Source organism: Campylobacter sp. IFREMER_LSEM_CL1890, from assembly GCF_025772045.1.
Taxonomy (GTDB): Bacteria; Campylobacterota; Campylobacteria; order Campylobacterales; family Campylobacteraceae; genus Campylobacter_D; species Campylobacter_D lari_D.
This window is the reverse complement of the sequence record NZ_JAKMRK010000002.1, coordinates 115,969-135,602: the sequence shown is the minus strand read 5'-3', so window position 1 is coordinate 135,602 and position 19,634 is coordinate 115,969. Positions and strand designations below refer to the sequence as shown.

Here is a 19,634-nt window from a genome sequence, read left to right as displayed (position 1 = left end):
TATAGTCTTTTTAAATAACTACAAAATGAAATTTTTAGGAAAAATATGAATTTTTTACAAAACTTAGCTCTTTCTTACTCACATAAAGCCATGCAAAAATCTTTAGAGAATGGTTTTGATGTGAAACTTTTAAAAGAAGGACAAGAAAAAAAAGTTAATCCAAAAAAATCTTATATGCTCTATGCTCATATACCATTTTGCCATACTTTTTGTCCATATTGTAGTTTTCATAAGTATTATTATAGTGAAGATTTAGCAAAAAGATATTTTGAAAGCTTAAGAGAAGAAATCAAACAAATCAAAGACAAAGGATTTGATTTTACTTCTATGTATGTGGGTGGCGGCACTACTTTGATCAACGAAGAAGAACTTGCTAAAACTTTAGAACTTTGCAAAAAATTATTTAATATTAAAGAAATTTCTTGTGAGAGCGATCCTAATCATATCGAACCTAAAAAGCTAGAAATGTTTAAAGGGCTTATAGATCGTTTAAGTTGTGGTATACAAAGTTTTGATGATGATACTTTAAAAAAAGTAGCAAGATATCATAAATTTGGTTCAAGTAAAGAGCTTCAAGAAAAGCTTTCTAAAGCTATAGGCGTGCTTCCTATTATGAGTCTTGATTTGATTTTTAACTTTCCTTCTCAAACTAAAGAGCAATTACTCAATGATTTAGAAATAGCCAAAAATTTAAAACCTCAACAAATCACAACTTATCCTTTAATGAAATCAAACCTCACAAAAGATAATATCGCAAAAACTCTAGGAGTAAGTTTTAAAGATAATGAATTTGAGTTTTATAAAATCATTATAGATTTTTTCAAAGATTATGAAAGAAATAATGCATGGTCATTTTCTTTAGAAAAAAGTAGCTTTAATGATGAGTATGTAAGTAGCCATCATGAGTATTTGGGTGTAGGAAGTGGGGCTTTTAGCTTTTTAGATGGAGAGCTTTTAATCAATGCTTTTAATTTAAATGATTATTCTAAACTCATCAAAGAAAAGCAAAATGCAAATATTGCTAAAGCTAATTTTGGTAAAAAAGAAATCATCAAATATGTCTTTTTAACTGAAATGTTTGCCGGTAAAATCGAGATCGATAAATTTAACAAAACTTTAGATTGCAATTTAGAAAAAGATCTTTTCATAGAGCTTTTAGGTCTTAAGCTAAGCAAGGCTATAAAAAAAGAAAATAATACTTTATACACAAGTGAATTTGGGCGTTATTTGTTTATGGTATTAATGAAAGATTTTTACACCGGTATGGATTTAGTGCGTGCTGTATTTAGAGATAATAAACGCTTACAAGATAAAGAACACATTAATATCATGCAAGAAAATGTTGATCCACTTGATTTTAAAAGTATGGAGTTTAAAGGATAAAAAGCCTTTAAAGGCTTTTTACTAAAATGGTCTTACCACCATCATAATAGCGATAATTATAAATAATATCGTTGGAATTTCATTATAAGCTCTAAAAAATTTCCCACTCTTTTTGCAAGTATCATTTTGAAGTTGTTTTAAATAATAATAATTTTGCAAATGATAAATAATCAAAAGCAAAGCACAGGTTAATTTAGCATGCATAAATCCTGATCCAACCATCAAAACTTTATTTACATGCAACATCAAGCTTCCACTTATTAAAGTTACTATCATCGCAGGAGTTTGGATATAAAAATACAATTTTCTTTCTTGAATTTTTACCACTTCTACAAAGCCTTTATTATCTTTATGCTCTGTATGATAGACAAAAAGTCTTGGTAAATAAAACAATCCAGCCATCCAAGAAACAAAAGCTAAATAATGCACCATTTTAATCCACAAATACCAGTCAGTTAAAAAATCTAACATTTTTCTCCTTTTTTATTAAAAATTTCTTTTATTAAAATCAAAGCTACACTAATGTTTATCATCACATCAGCTAAATTAAACACAGCAAATTCAAACCACTTATGCCAAAATACAAAATCCACCACACCTATATGCACAAAGCGATCAAGTAAATTTGAACACCCAGCAGATAGCATAATAGCAAAAGCGATCAAATGTGTTTTAAAAAATTCTTTTTGATAAAGCAAATACACAAACAAAGCCAAAATAAAAACAAGTTGTATGTATTTTAAATACTCTCCTAAAAATGCAAACATTGAAAAGGCTACACCGGTATTATAGGTTAAAACTAAATCAAAAATTTCACCCTTATATTCAAGCCCTTGCAAAAACAAATACTTACTTACTTGATCTAGTATAAAAACTAAAGCAAAAACAAGCCAAAATTTTAAAGATAAAATTTTAAGCATTCAATGCTTTCATAAAAAAGCTTTCAACAGCTTTCATTTCTTTTTCTAAAAGCTTAATATCTTTTGCTTCAAGTAATAAGCGTATTAAATTTTCTGTACCTGAATACCTAAACAAACTAGCAATTCCTTTTTTTTCTAAATCTTTTTTCAATTCTTCTAAGCCTGCAAGCTTGCTTAAGTCTTTTTTCTCTGAAATTTTAAGATTATGCAAAAGCTGTGGGTAAGGTTTAACTTGATTTAAAATTTCACTTGCACTTTTTACTTCACTTAGCATTAAAGCACTAAATTGTAAAGCAGCTACCAAACCATCTCCGGTTTTTGCATAGTCACTAAAAATAATATGCCCACTCTGCTCACCGCCAAAATTTCCACCGCATTCTTTGAGTTTTTCAAGTACATATTTATCGCCTACATTGCAAGTTTCATGTGTGATTTTATGTTTAGTTAAAAACTCTTTTAAAGCACCATTGCTCATTATAGTGCTAACTACACTTGATTTTAACTTGCCTTGTTTTTTCAAAAATAAAGCTAAAACACCCAAAAGACTATCTCCATGAGCTACTTCGCCTTTTTCATCCACAACAACCAAACGATCCGCATCCCCATCAAAAGCAAAACCCACATCTGCTCTAAATTTTTTTACCTCTAAAGCTAAATTTAAAGGATGTAAAGCCCCGCAATTTTCATTGATATTTAAACCATTTGGCTTATCATTGATCACAATCACATCTGCACCAAGTTCTTTAAAAACCGTAGGTGCTACCTTATAAGAAGCTCCATGAGCCACATCTAACACAACGCGTAAAGACTTTAAAGTCAGCTCTTTAGGAAAAGAATTTTTTATAGAAACAATATATCTTCCTATCACATCATCAATTCTTTTTGCTTGACCAATTTGTGATTTTGTTGTTCTTGCCTCTTCTATGAGTTTATCATTAAAATAAATTTCTTCTATTTTCGCTTCTGCTTGCTCATCAAGTTTATTTCCGTGTGCATCAAAAAATTTAATGCCATTATCATAGTAAGGATTGTGTGAAGCTGATATCATAATCCCTGCATCACAACGCATATCTTCAGTTAAAAACGCAATAGCAGGTGTTGGCATAGGGCCTATTTCTATAACATTATAACCTATAGAAGTAAGTCCTGAAACGATAGCATTTTCTATCATATAACCACTTCTTCTTGTATCTTTTCCTACTAAGATATTGTTTGTAAGGGCTTTGTCTTTAAAATAAATTCCAGCAGCCATAGCCAAACGCATTGCTAAAAATGAATCCAAAAACTCCCCCGCTTTACCGCGTACTCCATCTGTTCCAAAAAGTTTCATTTTTTTACCTTTGATTTTAAATAGTGCAATTATAAGTAAAAAAGTTAAGTAATGTATAAATGTGAGAATTTTATAAGCATTAGTTAGTAATAAAAATATATAATTTTTAAAATTTCACTTAAGGAAAATGAATGAAAAAAATCATCGCAGGGGTTGTAGTAGTAATTTTACTAGTTATAGGGTTTTTTACCTCAGCTTCTTATATTAACTCAATCAATGAAAAAATCTTTGCACAAATGAGTCAAGATACAGCATATTATAATGTTGAAGATACTAATTACACTAAAGGACTTTTAAATTCCAAAGGAAGTTTTATAGCTACACTTAATGATTTACCTTATAGTTTTAAAGTGAATGTGGATTTTTCCAATAATTTTTTTGCAAGTAATAATGCTATCGTTTCTATTTTAAATGAAAATGAAGACTTAAAAGGCATTTTTCCAAACGAAGAAATCTTTAAAATCTTAGTTAGCGTCAAAGGTGGTGACATTAACATCAATGCAAAAATAAATGATATTAATTTCACACGCAATGATACAAATTTAGTTTTAAATAATACATCATTTAAGATTATAGGTTCTGATGAATTTGTAAAAAATATGGAACTTAATCTAGGTTATGTTTTATTAGAACAACTATCTCATAAAGAAAAATTAGAAGCAAAAAATATCAAAATTTCTGAATTTCCTATACAAAAATTAAGCTTTAATGATATCTTTAGTCCTAGTAGAAATAGTGAACAAAATATAAGCATTGATAGTGCTAGTTTTATAAGTTCTATTGCTTTTGACTTTGATAAATTAAAAATTTTTGCAAAAACAGCTCAAAATGTTCAAAACGATTATGATAGTGTTTTAAAACTAGATTTAGCTAAATTTAATCTTGCAAATGAAAACTTTATGTTAAATAATATTAATTTAGATATGAATTTTAATAATCTTTCTAAAAAAGCTTATGATAGCTTAATGCAAAATTCAAACACTGATATTTTTTCTATGATGCTTTTGGCAAGTCAGTTTTTAAAAGCAAACCCACAAATCATCTTAAATAATCTAAGTTTTGAAAAAGAAGGTAAAAAATTTGACGCAAATGGACAAACTATTTTCACTGAAAACAATATAAAATCACAATTTCATGCAAACACAGAAATTCTTCCTAGTCAAATTTGGCCTGATTTTGCAAATTTTGATACTTATTTCGTAGATAATAATGGCTCTTATATGCTTGATTTTATCTATGATGATTCTAATAAAAGTGATGTTACAACTATCATTAATGGTGAAAGACTTACCATAAATCCACAATGACAAATTTAAGCTTAACTTTTCGTCCTAAAACTTTAGATGAGGTTTTAGGACAAGAAAATTTAGTAGAAATTTTTAAAAAATTCATACAAGTTTCAAAACTCCCTCATAGTGTATTTTTTGGTCCAGCAGGTTGTGGAAAAACTTCTTTTGCAAGGGCTATAGCGTATGAGTATAAACTAGACTTTTATGAGTTTGATGGAGGAAATTTTAAGCTTGAAGAGCTTAGAAAAATACTAAGTAATTATGAAAATTCTTTATACAAACCTTTGATATTTATCGATGAGGTACATAGGCTTTCAAAAACTCAACAAGAAATGCTTTTAATCCCTTTGGAAAATCAAAAATGCCTTTTCATAGGCGCAAGCACTGAAAACCCCTACTTTACTTTAACTTCAGGCATAAGAAGCAGAAGTATGCTTTTTGAATTTAAAGGTTTAGAGTATAAAGACTTAGAAAAACTTGCCACAAAAGTGCAAGAAAAACTCCAATGTAAAATCGATGATGATGCTAAAGACTTTTTAATCACTTCTAGTGCAAATGATGCAAGAAGCTTTTTAAATTTATGTGAGTTTGCTTTGGCTTTAGATAGCACTCATATCACACTTGAAACTTTGAAAAAATTAAGAGCAAATGTTTTAAGCGATGGCACTTCAAGTAAAGATACACACTATAGATTAGCTAGTTCTATGATAAAAAGTTTAAGAGGAAGTGATGTGGATGCGAGTTTGTATTATCTTGCGAGGCTGATCGATGGGGGTGAAAGTGCGGATTTCATCGCTAGAAGATTAGTGATATTTGCAAGTGAAGATATCTCAAATGCAAACCCACAAGCACTTAATCTAGCCACAAGCACACTCATAGCAGTAAAAAACATAGGCTATCCTGAAGCTAGGATCATCTTAGCTCAATGTGTGGTATTTTTAGCAAGTTCGCCTAAGTCAAACTCAAGCTACCTTGCTATAAATGAAGCACTAAATTATGTACAAAATAATCCTGCATTAAAAATACTTCCCTATCTTGATAATAACAACCCACAAAGAAAAAACTACCTTTACCCGCATGATTTTGGTGGCTGGGTTAAGCAAAGATACTTAGAAAAAGATTTGAAATTTTATCATAGCAAAGGTATAGGTTTTGAAGCACAGCTAGATTTATGGTTAAATGATATGAAAAAAATTAAAAAGTGATTTTAAGCACAATGTAAAAATATTTTTATATAATTTTTGTTTTTTAAGGTTCCGTAGCTCAGTTGGTAGAGCACCACCTTGACATGGTGGTGGTCGTTGGTTCAAGTCCAATCGGAGCCACCATTTTTTATTTCTTTCGATCAATTCACTACATATACTTTAACAAATTCGTAAATTCTTGAATTTCTTTTTCTTGATCTAAGATGATTTTTTTAGCAATATCAGTGATAGTTTTGTCTTTAGAGTAAAATAAAATTTGTTTTGAAGCATCTACCGCGCCTTGATGATGTGCTATCATCGCTTCTAAAAAATCTTTATTGATGTTTTTGCTTTCTTTAACCGAACTCATTAAAATCATCATTTTTTGCATTAACTCTTTTTCTTCTTGGACAAATTTTTTATAAGTTTCTTCATCAATTTGAGTTTTTGTATAAAGATTTTTATCTAGAATTTCTTGAAATTCTTGGATTTCTTTTTCTTGAGCTTTGATGATATTTTGAGCGATTTTTTTCATCTCTTCACTTTTTGTATGTTCTAACAAAATCTTAGATGAGTCAATAGCACCTTGATGATGTGGAATCATATTAGCTAAAAAATCTCTTTCTATATCATTACTTTGTACTAAAGGATTTTTCATCATAGGTTCATGCATACTCATCATGATTTGTGATGAAATACTTCCAGAAGCTCCATGATGAGTATGATGAGAATTTGCAGCAAATAAAGTACTTGCTAAAACTAAACTTGAAACTATAGTTTTTATTTTCATTTTTTTCCTTTTTTTAAAATAACTTTGGAATGTTATAAAAATTATATAAACTAAAATTAACAAAGAAAAAAACATTTTTTTGTTATAATCTATAATACTAAAAAAATAATAAGGATGTTATATGCTAAAAGAACTACTTGAAATAAAAAAAGAAATGGAACCTATAATTCATGATTGTTCAGTAAAAATTCAAGTAGCCGCAAGAGAAGTAATCGTAAGAAAAAGAGAATATGAAATCTATGGTCCTATGATAGATAGAGTATATCTTGATAATGCTATATATATAAAAGTTTTTGGTAGTGGGCGTGATACTAAAAGCACTAAAGTAGATATTAAAAATGGACTTTATATGGTTTATGTAGCACCTGATAAACCTACTAATCAAGAAATTATGAATAAACTAAAAATAGCATTTGAAAGTATAGATAATAAATTCATCTCAAGAATTTTAGAACTCAATAGAAGAATGAAAGAAGTGATTAACAAAACTCAAGCAACCCTAGCAAAAGCATCAAATATGAATGTTTTGATAGAAACAAATCTAGGCGAAGCTACTGCGGCACATAAATTTGTAATAACTATTAAATATTTAAAAGATAATCAAAAATTAGAATTAAAAAATTCAAAATCTGCAGGAAGTTTTAGAGATACCAAAAATCATATCAACCTAGTAGTAGAAAAAAATACTGATTCTGCTGTATGTGAAAAACTTCTACATGATGTTGAAATTTATTTTATAGGAAATGGAAAGTAAAATCACTTTTTTACTCTCAAATTTGCTAAATGCGTCAAAGCTACTGCGATAGCATCGGTAATATCAAGTGGCTTAATGTCTTTTGAAATTCCAAGTAATCTTTTTACCATAAAAGCTACTTGCTCTTTAGTAGCTTTTGCTTTACCTGTTACGGTTTTTTTCACTTGTAAAGGTGTGTATTCTGCAAATTCTCCATGAATTTGTAAGATTTTTAAACTCAAAGCTCCACGAAATTGTGCTAGTTTTAGAACCGTTTTTGGATTATAAGCAAAAAATATATCTTCTATAGCTACCTCATCAAACTGATGATTTTTAAAGATTAGATCAAGTCCTTCACATAATTCTGTGATTTGATACTGTAAATCATTGGGTTTGATTTTGATAAGTCCTGCTTCTATGAGTTGATTTTTATTATTTATTTTTTCTACAATAGCATATCCACAATATCTAGAACCAGGATCTATCCCTAAAACTTTCAAACTTTTCACCTTTTTATTCACATAGATGTGAAATTTAAATTTTTATGTGAATAATTTTAACCATTTTTTATAAAAAATAAGCTAGAATTTTAAGTTTTACATCATAATTTATAAGAATAATAATGAATATAAAAGATTTTTTACTTGAATTTAAAACTGAAATTAGCAATAACGAATACAATACTTATATTTCTCACTTACAATTTAGTGAAAAATTAAGTAAAAATAATATCTTAGTATTTATCGCACCAAATCATTTTTTGGCTAAATTTATACAAACAAAATACGCACAAAAACTAGCTTATTTTTATGAAGTAAAAACAGGGATTAACCCTCAAGTTAAAATCATTACAAATGATCAAAAGATAGAGAAAAAACATTTTTCTACAGATATTTCACAGATTAAATTTCAAAGTACTATTTTAAATCCTTCTTTTACTTTTGAAAGCTTTGTTGTAGGAGATTCTAATCAATTTGCCTATGCAACTTGCAAAGCTATTACCGATAAAAGCAAACTTGGAAAATTATACAACCCCATCTTTATCTATGGCCCTACAGGACTTGGAAAAACTCACTTGCTTCAAGCTGTCGGAAATGTGTGCTTAGATAATGGATATAAGGTTATTTATGCTACAAGTGATAATTTTATCAATGATTTTACCATGTATTTAAATAACAAAACTATGAGTAAATTTCATGAAAAATACAAAAATTGTGATGTCTTACTCATCGATGATGTGCAGTTTTTAGGTAAAACAGATAAAATTCAAGAAGAATTTTTCTTTACTTTTAATGAAATAAAAGAAAAATTTGGACAAATCATCATGACAAGTGATAATCCTCCAAATATGTTAAAAGGCATAACAGAACGCTTAAAAAGCCGTTTTGCAAATGGGATCATCGCAGATATCACTCCACCTCAGCTTGATACAAAAATCGCAATTATCAAGAAAAAATGTGAATTTAATGCTATTTATCTCAAACCTGAAGTCATAAGCTACATCGCTACTTCAATGGGAGATAACATCCGAGAAATTGAAGGTATGATTACAAATCTAAATGCCCAAGCAAGACTTTTTAATCAAGAAATCACTTTAGAAATCGTTAAAAGCTTTATGAAAGATCACATTAAAGAAACAAAAGAAAATATTAGTGTTGAAGACATACTTGCTGATGTTTCAAAAAGCTATAATCTTAAATCAAATGATATAAAATCAAATAAAAAAACACAAAATATCGTTATGGCAAGAAGGGTTGTGATATATTTAGCAAGAGAGCTTACAACTATGTCTATGCCTCAACTTGCTAGATTTTTTAATATGAAAGATCACACTGCCATTTCACATAATATTAAAAAAATTCAAGAGTTAATGAGCGAAAATGAAAACCTAAAAGCCATAGTAGAAGAATTAAGAAATAAAATTTTAACAAAAATAAAAAGCACCCTGTGAATAAAAGTGAAAAATAAAAAATTTTATTCTATGAGTAAAATTTCTATAAAAAAAGGCTTTTAAAAAGCATTTCACATTTTCACATTGCTTATTATTATGATAAAATAAATTTAAAAAACAAAGGAAGTAAAAATGAAAATTAGCATTAATAAAAACACTTTAGAATCTGCCATAGTTTTAACTAACTCTTATGTAGATAAAAAAGACTCAAGCAACATCGCTTCTCACTTACTTTTTGAAGTAGTTGAAGATAAATTAATCATAAGGGCAAGTGATTATGAAATAGGTATTAACTATAAAATCAAAAAAATTAAAGTTGAAAGTGCAGGTTTTGCAACTGCTAATGCTAAAAGTATTTTAGATATCATTAAAAGTTTAAATAATGAAGATGTGGTCTTAGAAACTATAGAAAATTTCCTTTTTATTAGACAAAAAGGAACTAAATATAAACTTCCTATGTTTAATTATGAAGATTTTCCAAATTTCCCAAGCACTGAAGGAAAAGATAAATTTGATATTGATTCAAGTGATTTAAGTAGATCTTTGAAAAAAATCCTACCTGCAGTTGATACAAATAATCCAAAGTATTCTTTAAATGGTGCTTTACTTGATATAAAAACAACCCACATTAGCTTTGTAGGAACAGATACTAAACGCTTAGCGGTTTTTACACTAAATAAAACAAACGAAAAAGAATTTAATCTTTGTATCCCTAAAAAAGCTATTTTAGAAATGCAAAAAATCTTTTTTGAAAAAATTGAAATTTATTATGATGAAAATATATTGATTGCAAAAAATGATAATTTTGAGTTTTTTACAAAACTTATTAATGATAAATTCCCTGATTATGAAAGAGTAATTCCAAAAAATATCACAAAAGAATTTATTTTTAAAACAGAAGAATTTATGGATGCATTGAAAAAAATCAATGTAATCACTGAAAAAATGAAATTAAATTTTCATAAAGATAAACTTGTATTTGAAGGTATTAGTTTAGATAATATGGAAGCAAAAACTGAACTTGAAATGGAACTTAATATAGATGAAGAATTTAATCTTTGCATTAAAAATAAATTCATCACTGACTTTTTAAATTCTATTGAAAGTGAAACATTCAAACTTAGCATAAATGAACCTCATATGGCATTCTTAGTTTCAAGTGAAGAATTACAAACTGTAATTATGCCAGTTATTTTATAAGGAAAATAAATGCAAGAAAATCAAAATTATGGCGCAGGAAATATTAAAGTTTTAAAAGGCTTAGAAGCTGTTAGAAAACGCCCTGGTATGTATATAGGTGATACTAACATAGGCGGTCTTCATCATATGATTTATGAAGTAGTGGATAATTCTATCGATGAAGCTATGGCAGGTTTTTGTGATACGATTAATGTAGAAATTACTACAGAAGGCTCTTGTATAGTAAGTGATAATGGTAGAGGAATTCCTGTGGGAATTCACCCTACTGAAAATATCCCTACTTTAACTGTAGTTTTAACCGTGCTTCATGCAGGTGGAAAATTTGATAAAGATACTTATAAAGTTTCAGGTGGTTTACACGGGGTTGGTGTAAGCGTTGTAAATGCTTTATCAAGAAAATTAGTTGCTACAGTGCATAGAGATGGAGAAATTTATCGCCAAGAATTTTCAGAAGGTAAAGTTACAAGTAATTTTGAAACCATAGGTAAAAGTAAAAAAACAGGAACAATCATAGAATTTTGGCCAGATGATCAAATTTTTGAAGTGACTGATTTTGATTATGAAATTTTAGCTAAAAGATTTCGTGAACTTGCATATTTAAATCCAAAAATTACTATAAATTTTAAAGATAATCGTGTAGGAAAAGCAGAAAGCTTTCATTTTGAAGGTGGTATAAGTCAATTTGTTACAGATTTAAATAAAAAACAAGCTCTAACTAAGGCAATATTTTTCAATGTAGATGAAGAAGATGTAAATGTTGAAGTAGCATTGCTTTATAATGATAGTTATAGTGAAAATTTACTTTCTTTTGTTAATAATATAAAAACTCCAGATGGTGGAACGCACGAAGCAGGTTTTAGAATGGGCTTAACTCGTGTTATTAGCAATTACATTGAAGCAAATGCTAGTGCTAGAGAGAAAGACTCTAAAATCACAGGTGATGATGTAAGAGAAGGTTTAATAGCAGTTGTAAGTGTTAAAGTACCTGAGCCACAATTTGAAGGACAAACTAAAGGAAAATTAGGTTCAAGCTATGTTAGACCTATAGTTTCTAAGGCTTCTTTTGAGTATTTGACAAAATACTTTGAAGAAAATCCTATCGAAGCAAAAGCTATCATGAATAAAGCTTTAATGGCAGCTCGTGGTAGAGAAGCAGCTAAAAAAGCTAGAGAATTAACCCGTAAAAAAGAAAGTTCAAGTGTAGGGACTTTACCAGGAAAATTAGCTGATTGTCAAAGTAAAGATCCGAGTGAAAGCGAAATTTATTTAGTTGAGGGTGATAGTGCGGGAGGTTCTGCAAAACAAGGTAGAGAAAGAACTTTCCAAGCGATTTTACCTTTAAGAGGTAAAATACTCAATGTTGAAAAAGCAAGACTAGATAAAATTTTAAAAAGTGAACAAATTCAAAATATGATCACAGCTTTTGGTTGTGGGATCGGTGATGAGTTTGATATAGAAAAACTAAGATATCATAAAATCATCATTATGACAGATGCTGATGTAGATGGTTCTCACATACAAACTTTACTTTTAACATTTTTCTTCCGTTTTATGAATGATCTTGTAGCAAATGGACATATTTATTTAGCTCAACCACCTTTATATCGCTATAAAAAAGGTCAAAAAAAAGAAATTTATCTAAAAGATGAAAAAGCTTTAAATGATTATTTGATCGAAACAGGTATAGAAAGTTCTACTTATGAGGGTATAGGATTAAACGATTTAAAAGATTTTCTAAAAATCGTTGCAGCTTATAGAAGTGTTTTAAAAGAATTAGAAAAAAGATTTAATGTAATTTCAGTGATTAGGTATTTGATAGAAAATCCTGATTTGATAAAAGCTTCTAATGAAGAATTATTTAAAGTCATAAAAGAATTTTTAGAAAAACAAAATCACAATATCTTAAATTCATATATCAATGAAAATGAAATTCGTATTTATGTACAAACTGAAAATGGTTTAGAAGAACTTATCATCAATGATGATTTATTTGCTAATCCTTTATATGAAGAGGCAAATTATATTTATCAAAAAATTAAAGATAGAGATTTAAAATTTGATAAAGATATTTTAGAAATTTTAGATGAAGTTGAAAAAAATGCTAAAAAAGGTGCTTATATACAACGCTATAAAGGTCTTGGTGAGATGAATCCTGAACAACTTTGGGAAACAACTATGGATCCAAGTAATCGTCGTTTGTTAAAGATCACCATAGAGGATGCTCAAAGAGCAAATGATACTTTCAACCTTTTCATGGGTGATGATGTAGAACCACGCCGTGAGTATATACAAGCTCATGCTAAAGATGTTAAACATTTGGATGTTTAATTTTTAAATGATTTTTTTAACTGGAGGGCAAGGTCATAGTGGAAAGACCTTGCTTGCTCAAAGACTTCTTGAAAAATTGTCCTTTTAGAGTAGATGAGGATGAAAAAATAACTGATTTTTTGTTTCCTATTGTAGATGGTATGATTTAAATTTGTATAGAAAATAAACAAAATTTAATCATTGAAGGATTTTATCTTACTCCAAAAAAGTTACAAAAATTTCAAAATCATTCTGATATTAAAATACTTTATATCGTTTTTTCAAAAGAATATATTTTGCAAAATTATGAATTAATCTATCAAAATGAAAATGTTATAGAAAAGCGTTTATTTAGTGAAAAAGAAGAAATAAACACTCTTATTTTAAATCATCAAAAATTTAAAGCTCAATGTGAAAATTTAAATCTTCCTTTTATAGAAATTCAAAAAGACTATAAAATAGAATTAAAAAATGTAATAGAATTTTTTGCTTAAAAGCAAGCAAATAGTTATATAATATCTAAAAAATTTATAAGGATTAAAATGCATTTTACTCAGCAGCAATTGCAACGATTAATGCTTCATTATGCAGGGAAAATCGCTAAAGATAGAAAAGAGCAAAAAATAAAATTAAATTATAATGAAGCTTTAGCTTATATATGTTATGAATTAATGGAACTTGCAAGAAAAAATTTAAGTGTGAGTGAATTGATGAGCATAGGGAAAACTTTACTTACAAGTGAAGATGTGATTGATGGTGTTGCAAGTATACTTGAAGAAATTCAAATAGAACTTCCTTTTGAAGATGGCACAAAATTAGTTACTATACATGAGCCTATAGCAAATGATGATAAAATAAAAGCTGGAGAGATATTTTTATCATCAGAATTTATTGTGCTTAATGAAAATAAAACTTCTATAGAAATTAAAGTAAGCAATAAAGGTGATCGTCCTATACAAGTTGGTTCGCATTTTCATTTCTTTGAAGTTAATCGCTTTTTGTCTTTTGACAGAGAAAAAGCTTATGGTAAAAGGTTAAATATCGCTTCAGGAACAAGTGTGAGATTTGAACCAGGTGAAGAAAAAACAGTAAGTTTAATAGAATTTGGTGGTTTAAAAAAGGTTTTAGGTTTTAATAATCTTTGTGATGATTTTATCAATGATGAAAATAAAACTAAAGCTTTATCAAAAGCAAAAGAGAAAGGATTTCTTTGATTAAGATTAGCAAAAAAGACTATGTGAATATGTATGGTCCAACAACTAATGATAGAGTAAGATTAGCAGATACAGATTTGATTTTAAGAGTAGAAAAAGATTATACTTTATATGGCGAAGAAGTTAAATTTGGTGGTGGTAAAAATATTAGAGATGGTATGGCTCAAAGTGTAAGTGAGGGAGAATTTCCGGATTTAGTTTTAACTAATGCTTTGATTGTTGATTATACCGGTATTTATAAAGCAGATATTGGGATAAAAAATGGCTATATAGTAGGTATAGGAAAAGCAGGCAATCCTGATATACAAGATGGAGTTGATCCTAGCTTAGTTATAGGCACAAGTACAGATATTATCGGTGCAGAAGGTTTAATAGTAACTGCAGGTGGTATTGATACTCATATACATTTTATCTCCCCAACTCAAATTGAATGTGCCTTATATAGTGGTGTTACTACTATGATAGGAGGTGGCATAGGACCAAGTGAGGGAACAAATGCTACAACTTGCACAAGTGGGGCTTATCATATACATTCTATGTTAAAAGCTACGCAAAATTACCCTATGAATTTTGGCTTTTTAGGTAAAGGAAATTCAAGTAATAAAAATGCTTTAAAAGAGCAAATCATAGCCGGTGCATGCGGCTTAAAAATTCATGAAGATTGGGGTGCTACTTCTAGTGTGATTGATGCTAGTTTAAATATAGCTGATGAAATGGATATACAAGTAGCTATCCATACAGATACTTTAAATGAAGCAGGTTTTGTAGAAGATACGATTAAAGCTATTAATGGTAGAGTTATCCATACTTTTCATACTGAAGGTGCAGGTGGTGGCCATGCTCCTGATATTATTAAAATGGCAGGTTTTGAAAATGTTTTACCTGCAAGTACTAATCCTACTATGCCTTTTACTAAAAATACCATTGATGAACATTTAGATATGCTTATGGTTTGTCATCATTTAGATAATAAAATCAAAGAAGATGTTGAATTTGCAGATAGTAGAATTCGTCCTGAAACTATAGCAGCAGAAGATAAACTTCATGATATGGGTGTTTTTAGCATTATGAGTAGTGATTCTCAAGCTATGGGACGCGTAGGTGAGGTGATTTTAAGAACATGGCAAAGTGCTGATAAATGTAAAAAAGAATTTGGTGCCTTGAAAGAAGATAATGATTTAGACGATAATTTCCGTATTAAACGCTATATAGCAAAATACACTATAAATCCTGCTATTGCACATGGGATTGATAGTTATGTTGGTTCTATTGAAGTAGGAAAATTTGCTGATTTAGTACTTTGGCAACCTAAATTTTTTGGAGTAAAACCAAAGCTTATTTTAAAAGGTGGCTTGATAGTAGGTGCAAAAATAGGCGATGCTAATGCTTCTATCCCAACACCTGAGCCTATTATCTATGAAAAAATGTTTGGTGCAAATTTAAATGAAAATGCTTTACATTTTGTTTCTAAAGCTTCTTTAGAAGCTAATATGCCTGAAAAATTAAGCTTAAAAAGAAAATGTGTTGCAGTAAAAAATTGTAGAAATATCACTAAAAAAGACTTAAAATTTAATGATAAAGTTCAAGATATAGAAGTAAATCCACAAACTTATGAAGTAAAAATAAATGGTGAGCTTATTAGCTCTAAGAGCGTTGATTCTTTAGCTTTAGCTAGAAAATATTTTATGATTTGATGATTTTACTTCAAAATAAAATAACGCATTATGATTTAAATAAAGAATGCGATTTTTTAGAGCTTAGTTGGTTTGATACTTTTAAAAAGATATTAAGAACAACAACTTTAAAAGGACTAGATGTCGCTATAAAAATGCCTGATAATAAAGGTTTAAATCATAATGATTGTTTATATGATGAGGATTTTTTGATTTTAGTGAAGATTAAACCTGAAAAGGTTTTAAAAATTCACATAGAAAATGAATACAACCTTGCTTTAATAAGTTATCAAGTGGGTAATATGCACTTAAATTTATTTTATAAAGATCATAAACTTCTTACTTTAGAACAAAACTCTATCATAAGGTTTTTAGAAAAATTTAATATAAAATACGAAAAATGTGAGGAAATTTTAGAGCCAAAATATATGCTTGATATGCCAAGTTTTATCCAAGTTGATCCAAATTTTAAACTTATTAAAGAATAAAGATGAATAAATTAAATTTTTTACTTTTACAAATTAGTGATTCTTCTTTTCCTATAGGAGCTTTTTCACATTCTTTTGGTTTAGAATCTTATGTGAATTTTGCTTATATAAAAAATATAGAAGATGCAAAAAAAGTTTTAAAAACTCAGCTTTATTCTAATATTTTATATTTTGAGCTTTTAGCTTTGAAAATAGCTTATGAAAATGCAAATGATGTAAAAAATTTACTAGTCTTTCAAAGAAAATTTTTATCAAGTATAGTTGCAAAAGAACAAAGTCAAGCTTATGTTTTTCTAGCTAAACGCTTTGTAAAAAATGTTAGTCTTTATGGATTATCAAATCCTTTATTAAATCAATACATTAAAGGAAATCAAACTCCTATTTATCCTTTTGTGTATGCTTTATTTTGTAAAGATAATGAGCTTGATTTTATGTATGAAAGTTTTTTATTTGCTTTAATGAGTAATTTTGTTAATATTCTTGTGAAAATCGTGCCTTTATCACAAAATGAAGGGCAGATTTTACTTTTTCAATTACAGCAAGATTTTCAAAAGGTTCTTTCTAAATTACAAAATTTAACTTTAAAAGATTGGTGTGAAAATCATAATGTCTTAAATGATTATTTGGGTATAAAACACCAAAATTTAGCATTTAAAATTTATATTTCTTAAAAGGGTTATAATGGTTAAAATAGGCATAGGTGGTCCTGTAGGTAGTGGTAAAACAGCTTTAGTATTAAATTTATGTCAAGCTTTAAAAGATGAGCTTTCTTTGGCTGTAATTACAAATGATATTTATACAAATGAAGATGCAAATTTTTTAATCAAACAAGGCGTTCTTGAAAAAGAAAGAATCATTGGAGTGCAAACTGGAGGTTGTCCTCATACAGCCATTAGAGAAGATGCTTCTTGTAATCTTGAAGCTGTTGAACTTTTACAAGAGCGTTTTAGTGATTTAGATCTTATTTTTATAGAAAGTGGTGGAGATAATTTATCAATGACTTTTTCACCTGAACTTGTGGATTTTTTTATCTTTGTTATAGATGTTGCTCAAGGAGAAAAAATTCCACGCAAAGGTGGTCCTGCTATTTGTAGGTCTGATTTAATGATTATCAATAAAATAGACTTAGCTCCTTATGTAAATGCTTCTTTAAAAATCATGCAAGAAGATACTTTAAAAATGCGTGGAGATAGACCTTTTATCATGAGTAATCTTCAAACTAAAGAAGGTTTAGAAGAAATCATTACTTGGATTAAAAAATACACACTTTTAAAGGATTGATTTGTTTGCTCAAAAGAGTGTTTTTAAACTTACATTAGATACTATCAATGAAAAAACTATCATAAAAAATTCTTTTTTTACTCCTCCTTTTAAACTTATGAGGAATTTTTATGATAAAAAATTAACTAGTATATATGTTTTAAATTCTAGTGCCGGAATTTTTAAAGAGGATCATTTAAGTTTTGAAATCATATGTAAGAAAAGTACAAACACCGCTATACTCACACAAAGTTATGAAAAGGTATATGATACTAAAGATTCTTTTGCGAGTAAAAATATTGATTTTACTCTTGAAGAAAATGCAAGCTTTTTTTATATGCCAAAGCCACTTTTGCTTCAAGAAAATGCAAATTTTATACAAAATACAAAGATTAATCTAGCTTCTTTTTCAAGATTAGTTTATGTTGATTTTGTTATTTTTGGTAGAGTGGCTATGGATGAAAAATTTGCTTTTAAAAATTATGAGAGTTTAACTCAAATTTATAGAAATGATACTTTAATTTTAAATGATAAAATTAAAATCAATCCTTCTTATATGAAAGAAAATGATTTAAATTTTTTTGCAAATTATACGCATTATTTGAGTATTTATCTTTTTGGATATGATGAGTTTTATGAAGAATTAAAAGCTTCATTTGACGATATAAATCAACTTTTTTATGAGGGTTTGTGTATAAAAATTCTTAGTAATGAAAGTGAAAAATTACTTTTACTTCAAGATAAGCTTTTTAAATTTTGTCAAAATAAAATATAAAATATTGTGGTATTATAAAGTTTTAAAAACAAACTAAGGATTATAAATGCGATATGGTGAAAAAGAAATCAAAGAATTTAGTGTAGAAAATATGGAAGTTTGGCCAAATGATGCCAAAAATGATTATGTGATTAAAATCACTTTACCTGAATTTATGTGTTGTTGTCCGCGTAGTGGGTATCCTGATTTTGCTACAATTTACTTAGAATACATTCCAAATAAATTAGTAGTAGAACTTAAAGCAATCAAACTTTATATTAATACCTTTATGTATAGAAATGTTTCACATGAAGCAAGTATTAATGAAATTTATAATACTTTAAAAGAAAAACTTGATCCAAAATGGATAAAAGTAGTAGGTGATTTTAACCCTCGTGGTAATGTGCATACTGTGATTGAATGTAGATCTGATTTAGTGGTACCACAAAATTAAGTTTTTATTAAAAATAAAAGGATATATTAAGTCTTATTTTAAGGAGGAAAATATGAAATTAAAATTATTTAGTTTAGTTGCAAGTGCTGCTTTGGTTTCAAATTTAGCTTTAGCTGATGAAAATTCAGGAATATTATTAGGTATTGATGCTGGTTGGTTTCATACTAAGGTAAAATCTGATCTTGATCATAGAAAAACACAAAACATTAAATATAATGGTGATTTAGAAGGTAATGTTCCTGTTTTTGGTTTAAGAGTTGGTTATCGTTTTAGTGAAAATCATAGAATTTATGGTGCTTATAATTATTCAAGCGAATTTAGTGATGTAATCAATACCACAAGATTAAAAATTGATGGAGAATTTACTACACATAAGTTTTTGCTTGGTTATGATTTTACTCCAAAAATCTTTGAAAAAACAAGAGCTGTTTTAGGTGTATATGGTGGCTATGCAAGAACGGATATTACTTTAAAAACAAGCTTTTTATCATTATCTCAAGATTTTGATGGTTATACTTATGGAGCAAAAATCGGTGCTTTATATGAGTTAAATCAAGCAAATGAAATTGAGTTTGGTTTTAAAGCCGAGCAAACTCATTATAATACAAGAAATTTTTATCAAAATATGGTAGGTTCAAACTTTTACGATCCTAAACAAACAAATTATGGTTTATATCTAGGATATACTTATAAATTCTAAGGAG

At 28.2% G+C, this 19,634-nt stretch carries 21 protein-coding genes and 1 tRNA gene; 17 read left to right on the top strand and 5 right to left on the bottom strand.

Features of this window, described 5'->3' with window-relative positions; all coding sequences use genetic code 11:
• The first annotated feature begins 45 nt into the window (after positions 1-45).
• Positions 46-1,383 (top strand): coproporphyrinogen III oxidase family protein, encoded by a 1,338-nt coding sequence (locus L8W57_RS01850; RefSeq protein WP_133319070.1) that lies wholly within the window; start codon positions 46-48, stop codon positions 1,381-1,383.
• Between the two features lie 21 nt (positions 1,384-1,404).
• On the opposite strand, the gene hemJ is transcribed toward L8W57_RS01850, so the two are convergent.
• From hemJ to glmM, 3 genes are read right to left on the bottom strand one after another with little or no spacing between them, the layout of a single operon-like run.
• The gene (hemJ, locus tag L8W57_RS01845) at positions 1,405-1,854 is read right to left on the bottom strand and encodes a protoporphyrinogen oxidase HemJ (protein WP_039629243.1); all 450 of its coding nucleotides are present in this window, start codon (positions 1,852-1,854) and stop codon (positions 1,405-1,407) included.
• Complete coding sequence (gene lspA / locus L8W57_RS01840; protein WP_133319071.1) at positions 1,848-2,303, bottom strand: signal peptidase II; 456 nt, start codon at positions 2,301-2,303, stop codon at positions 1,848-1,850. Before lspA ends, hemJ begins: the two co-directional genes overlap by 7 nt.
• The gene (gene glmM, locus L8W57_RS01835; protein WP_039619503.1) at positions 2,296-3,633 is read right to left on the bottom strand and encodes a phosphoglucosamine mutase; all 1,338 of its coding nucleotides are present in this window, start codon (positions 3,631-3,633) and stop codon (positions 2,296-2,298) included. Before glmM ends, lspA begins: the two co-directional genes overlap by 8 nt.
• A gap of 131 nt (positions 3,634-3,764) precedes the next feature.
• On the opposite strand from glmM, the gene L8W57_RS01830 reads away from it, so the two are divergent.
• From L8W57_RS01830 to L8W57_RS01820, 3 genes are all read left to right on the top strand, one after another.
• A complete protein-coding gene (locus tag L8W57_RS01830) occupies positions 3,765-4,940 on the top strand; it encodes a DUF945 family protein (RefSeq protein WP_133319072.1) in 1,176 nt (391 codons plus the stop codon).
• Complete coding sequence (locus tag L8W57_RS01825; protein ID WP_263661890.1) at positions 4,937-6,127, top strand: replication-associated recombination protein A; 1,191 nt, start codon at positions 4,937-4,939, stop codon at positions 6,125-6,127. The genes L8W57_RS01830 and L8W57_RS01825 overlap by 4 nt, the downstream gene beginning before the upstream one ends.
• Positions 6,128-6,174: 47 nt before the next feature.
• Positions 6,175-6,250 (top strand) — tRNA-Val (locus L8W57_RS01820).
• A gap of 25 nt (positions 6,251-6,275) precedes the next feature.
• On the opposite strand, the gene L8W57_RS01815 is transcribed toward L8W57_RS01820, so the two are convergent.
• Entirely contained in the window at positions 6,276-6,896 is a 621-nt protein-coding gene (locus tag L8W57_RS01815; RefSeq protein ID WP_263661889.1) for a DUF305 domain-containing protein, read from the bottom strand.
• Between the two features lie 121 nt (positions 6,897-7,017).
• On the opposite strand from L8W57_RS01815, the gene L8W57_RS01810 reads away from it, so the two are divergent.
• On the top strand, positions 7,018-7,650 hold the full coding sequence (locus L8W57_RS01810) for a hypothetical protein (RefSeq protein WP_133319079.1): 633 nt from the start codon (positions 7,018-7,020) through the stop codon (positions 7,648-7,650).
• 2 nt (positions 7,651-7,652) lie between these two features.
• On the opposite strand, the gene ruvC is transcribed toward L8W57_RS01810, so the two are convergent.
• Positions 7,653-8,129: a crossover junction endodeoxyribonuclease RuvC gene (gene ruvC / locus L8W57_RS01805; RefSeq protein WP_133319080.1), complete on the bottom strand. Its 477-nt coding sequence runs from the start codon at positions 8,127-8,129 to the stop codon at positions 7,653-7,655.
• 122 nt (positions 8,130-8,251) lie between these two features.
• Between ruvC and dnaA the strand changes: the two genes are divergently transcribed.
• From dnaA to L8W57_RS01745, 12 genes are all read left to right on the top strand, one after another.
• Entirely contained in the window at positions 8,252-9,580 is a 1,329-nt protein-coding gene (dnaA, locus tag L8W57_RS01800; RefSeq protein ID WP_263661888.1) for a chromosomal replication initiator protein DnaA, read from the top strand.
• Positions 9,581-9,712: 132 nt separating this feature from the next.
• Positions 9,713-10,780 (top strand): DNA polymerase III subunit beta, encoded by a 1,068-nt coding sequence (gene dnaN, locus L8W57_RS01795; protein ID WP_039617031.1) that lies wholly within the window; start codon positions 9,713-9,715, stop codon positions 10,778-10,780.
• Positions 10,781-10,789: 9 nt separating this feature from the next.
• Positions 10,790-13,108: a DNA topoisomerase (ATP-hydrolyzing) subunit B gene (gene gyrB, locus L8W57_RS01790; protein ID WP_263661887.1), complete on the top strand. Its 2,319-nt coding sequence runs from the start codon at positions 10,790-10,792 to the stop codon at positions 13,106-13,108.
• Between the two features lie 275 nt (positions 13,109-13,383).
• Positions 13,384-13,581, top strand: a complete 198-nt coding sequence (locus L8W57_RS01785; RefSeq protein ID WP_133319083.1) for a hypothetical protein — start codon at positions 13,384-13,386, stop codon at positions 13,579-13,581.
• 48 nt (positions 13,582-13,629) lie between these two features.
• Positions 13,630-14,301 (top strand): urease subunit beta, encoded by a 672-nt coding sequence (ureB, locus tag L8W57_RS01780; protein WP_263659227.1) that lies wholly within the window; start codon positions 13,630-13,632, stop codon positions 14,299-14,301.
• Positions 14,298-15,995 carry an urease subunit alpha gene (gene ureC, locus L8W57_RS01775; RefSeq protein ID WP_133319085.1) on the top strand — a complete coding sequence of 566 codons (1,698 nt, stop codon included), beginning with the start codon at positions 14,298-14,300 and terminating at the stop codon, positions 15,993-15,995. The genes ureB and ureC overlap by 4 nt, the downstream gene beginning before the upstream one ends.
• Positions 15,995-16,462 carry an urease accessory protein UreE gene (locus tag L8W57_RS01770; protein WP_052243344.1) on the top strand — a complete coding sequence of 156 codons (468 nt, stop codon included), beginning with the start codon at positions 15,995-15,997 and terminating at the stop codon, positions 16,460-16,462. The genes ureC and L8W57_RS01770 overlap by 1 nt, the downstream gene beginning before the upstream one ends.
• 2 nt (positions 16,463-16,464) lie before the next feature.
• Positions 16,465-17,133 (top strand): urease accessory protein UreF, encoded by a 669-nt coding sequence (locus tag L8W57_RS01765; protein ID WP_133319086.1) that lies wholly within the window; start codon positions 16,465-16,467, stop codon positions 17,131-17,133.
• A 10-nt stretch (positions 17,134-17,143) separates the two neighbouring features.
• Entirely contained in the window at positions 17,144-17,743 is a 600-nt protein-coding gene (gene ureG, locus L8W57_RS01760) for an urease accessory protein UreG (protein WP_039617044.1), read from the top strand.
• Between the two features lies 1 nt (position 17,744).
• A complete protein-coding gene (locus tag L8W57_RS01755; protein ID WP_263661886.1) occupies positions 17,745-18,497 on the top strand; it encodes an urease accessory protein UreD in 753 nt (250 codons plus the stop codon).
• 46 nt (positions 18,498-18,543) lie between these two features.
• A complete protein-coding gene (queF, locus tag L8W57_RS01750; protein WP_039617048.1) occupies positions 18,544-18,930 on the top strand; it encodes a preQ(1) synthase in 387 nt (128 codons plus the stop codon).
• A 52-nt stretch (positions 18,931-18,982) separates the two neighbouring features.
• Positions 18,983-19,630: an outer membrane beta-barrel protein gene (locus L8W57_RS01745; RefSeq protein ID WP_133319088.1), complete on the top strand. Its 648-nt coding sequence runs from the start codon at positions 18,983-18,985 to the stop codon at positions 19,628-19,630.
• Positions 19,631-19,634: the final 4 nt, after the last annotated feature.

What these genes read in the sequence shown, in the direction of transcription:
- L8W57_RS01850 (WP_133319070.1), top strand. Translation starts at nt 46, where the DNA reads ATGAATTTTTTACAAAACTTAGCTCTTTCTTACTCACATAAAGCCATG.
- hemJ (WP_039629243.1), bottom strand. Translation starts at nt 1,854, where the DNA reads ATGTTAGATTTTTTAACTGACTGGTATTTGTGGATTAAAATGGTGCAT.
- lspA (WP_133319071.1), bottom strand. Translation starts at nt 2,303, where the DNA reads ATGCTTAAAATTTTATCTTTAAAATTTTGGCTTGTTTTTGCTTTAGTT.
- glmM (WP_039619503.1), bottom strand. Translation starts at nt 3,633, where the DNA reads ATGAAACTTTTTGGAACAGATGGAGTACGCGGTAAAGCGGGGGAGTTT.
- L8W57_RS01830 (WP_133319072.1), top strand. Translation starts at nt 3,765, where the DNA reads ATGAAAAAAATCATCGCAGGGGTTGTAGTAGTAATTTTACTAGTTATA.
- L8W57_RS01825 (WP_263661890.1), top strand. Translation starts at nt 4,937, where the DNA reads ATGACAAATTTAAGCTTAACTTTTCGTCCTAAAACTTTAGATGAGGTT.
- L8W57_RS01815 (WP_263661889.1), bottom strand. Translation starts at nt 6,896, where the DNA reads ATGAAAATAAAAACTATAGTTTCAAGTTTAGTTTTAGCAAGTACTTTA.
- L8W57_RS01810 (WP_133319079.1), top strand. Translation starts at nt 7,018, where the DNA reads ATGCTAAAAGAACTACTTGAAATAAAAAAAGAAATGGAACCTATAATT.
- dnaA (WP_263661888.1), top strand. Translation starts at nt 8,252, where the DNA reads ATGAATATAAAAGATTTTTTACTTGAATTTAAAACTGAAATTAGCAAT.
- dnaN (WP_039617031.1), top strand. Translation starts at nt 9,713, where the DNA reads ATGAAAATTAGCATTAATAAAAACACTTTAGAATCTGCCATAGTTTTA.
- gyrB (WP_263661887.1), top strand. Translation starts at nt 10,790, where the DNA reads ATGCAAGAAAATCAAAATTATGGCGCAGGAAATATTAAAGTTTTAAAA.
- ureB (WP_263659227.1), top strand. Translation starts at nt 13,630, where the DNA reads ATGCATTTTACTCAGCAGCAATTGCAACGATTAATGCTTCATTATGCA.
- L8W57_RS01770 (WP_052243344.1), top strand. Translation starts at nt 15,995, where the DNA reads ATGATTTTACTTCAAAATAAAATAACGCATTATGATTTAAATAAAGAA.
- L8W57_RS01765 (WP_133319086.1), top strand. Translation starts at nt 16,465, where the DNA reads ATGAATAAATTAAATTTTTTACTTTTACAAATTAGTGATTCTTCTTTT.
- ureG (WP_039617044.1), top strand. Translation starts at nt 17,144, where the DNA reads ATGGTTAAAATAGGCATAGGTGGTCCTGTAGGTAGTGGTAAAACAGCT.
- queF (WP_039617048.1), top strand. Translation starts at nt 18,544, where the DNA reads ATGCGATATGGTGAAAAAGAAATCAAAGAATTTAGTGTAGAAAATATG.
- L8W57_RS01745 (WP_133319088.1), top strand. Translation starts at nt 18,983, where the DNA reads ATGAAATTAAAATTATTTAGTTTAGTTGCAAGTGCTGCTTTGGTTTCA.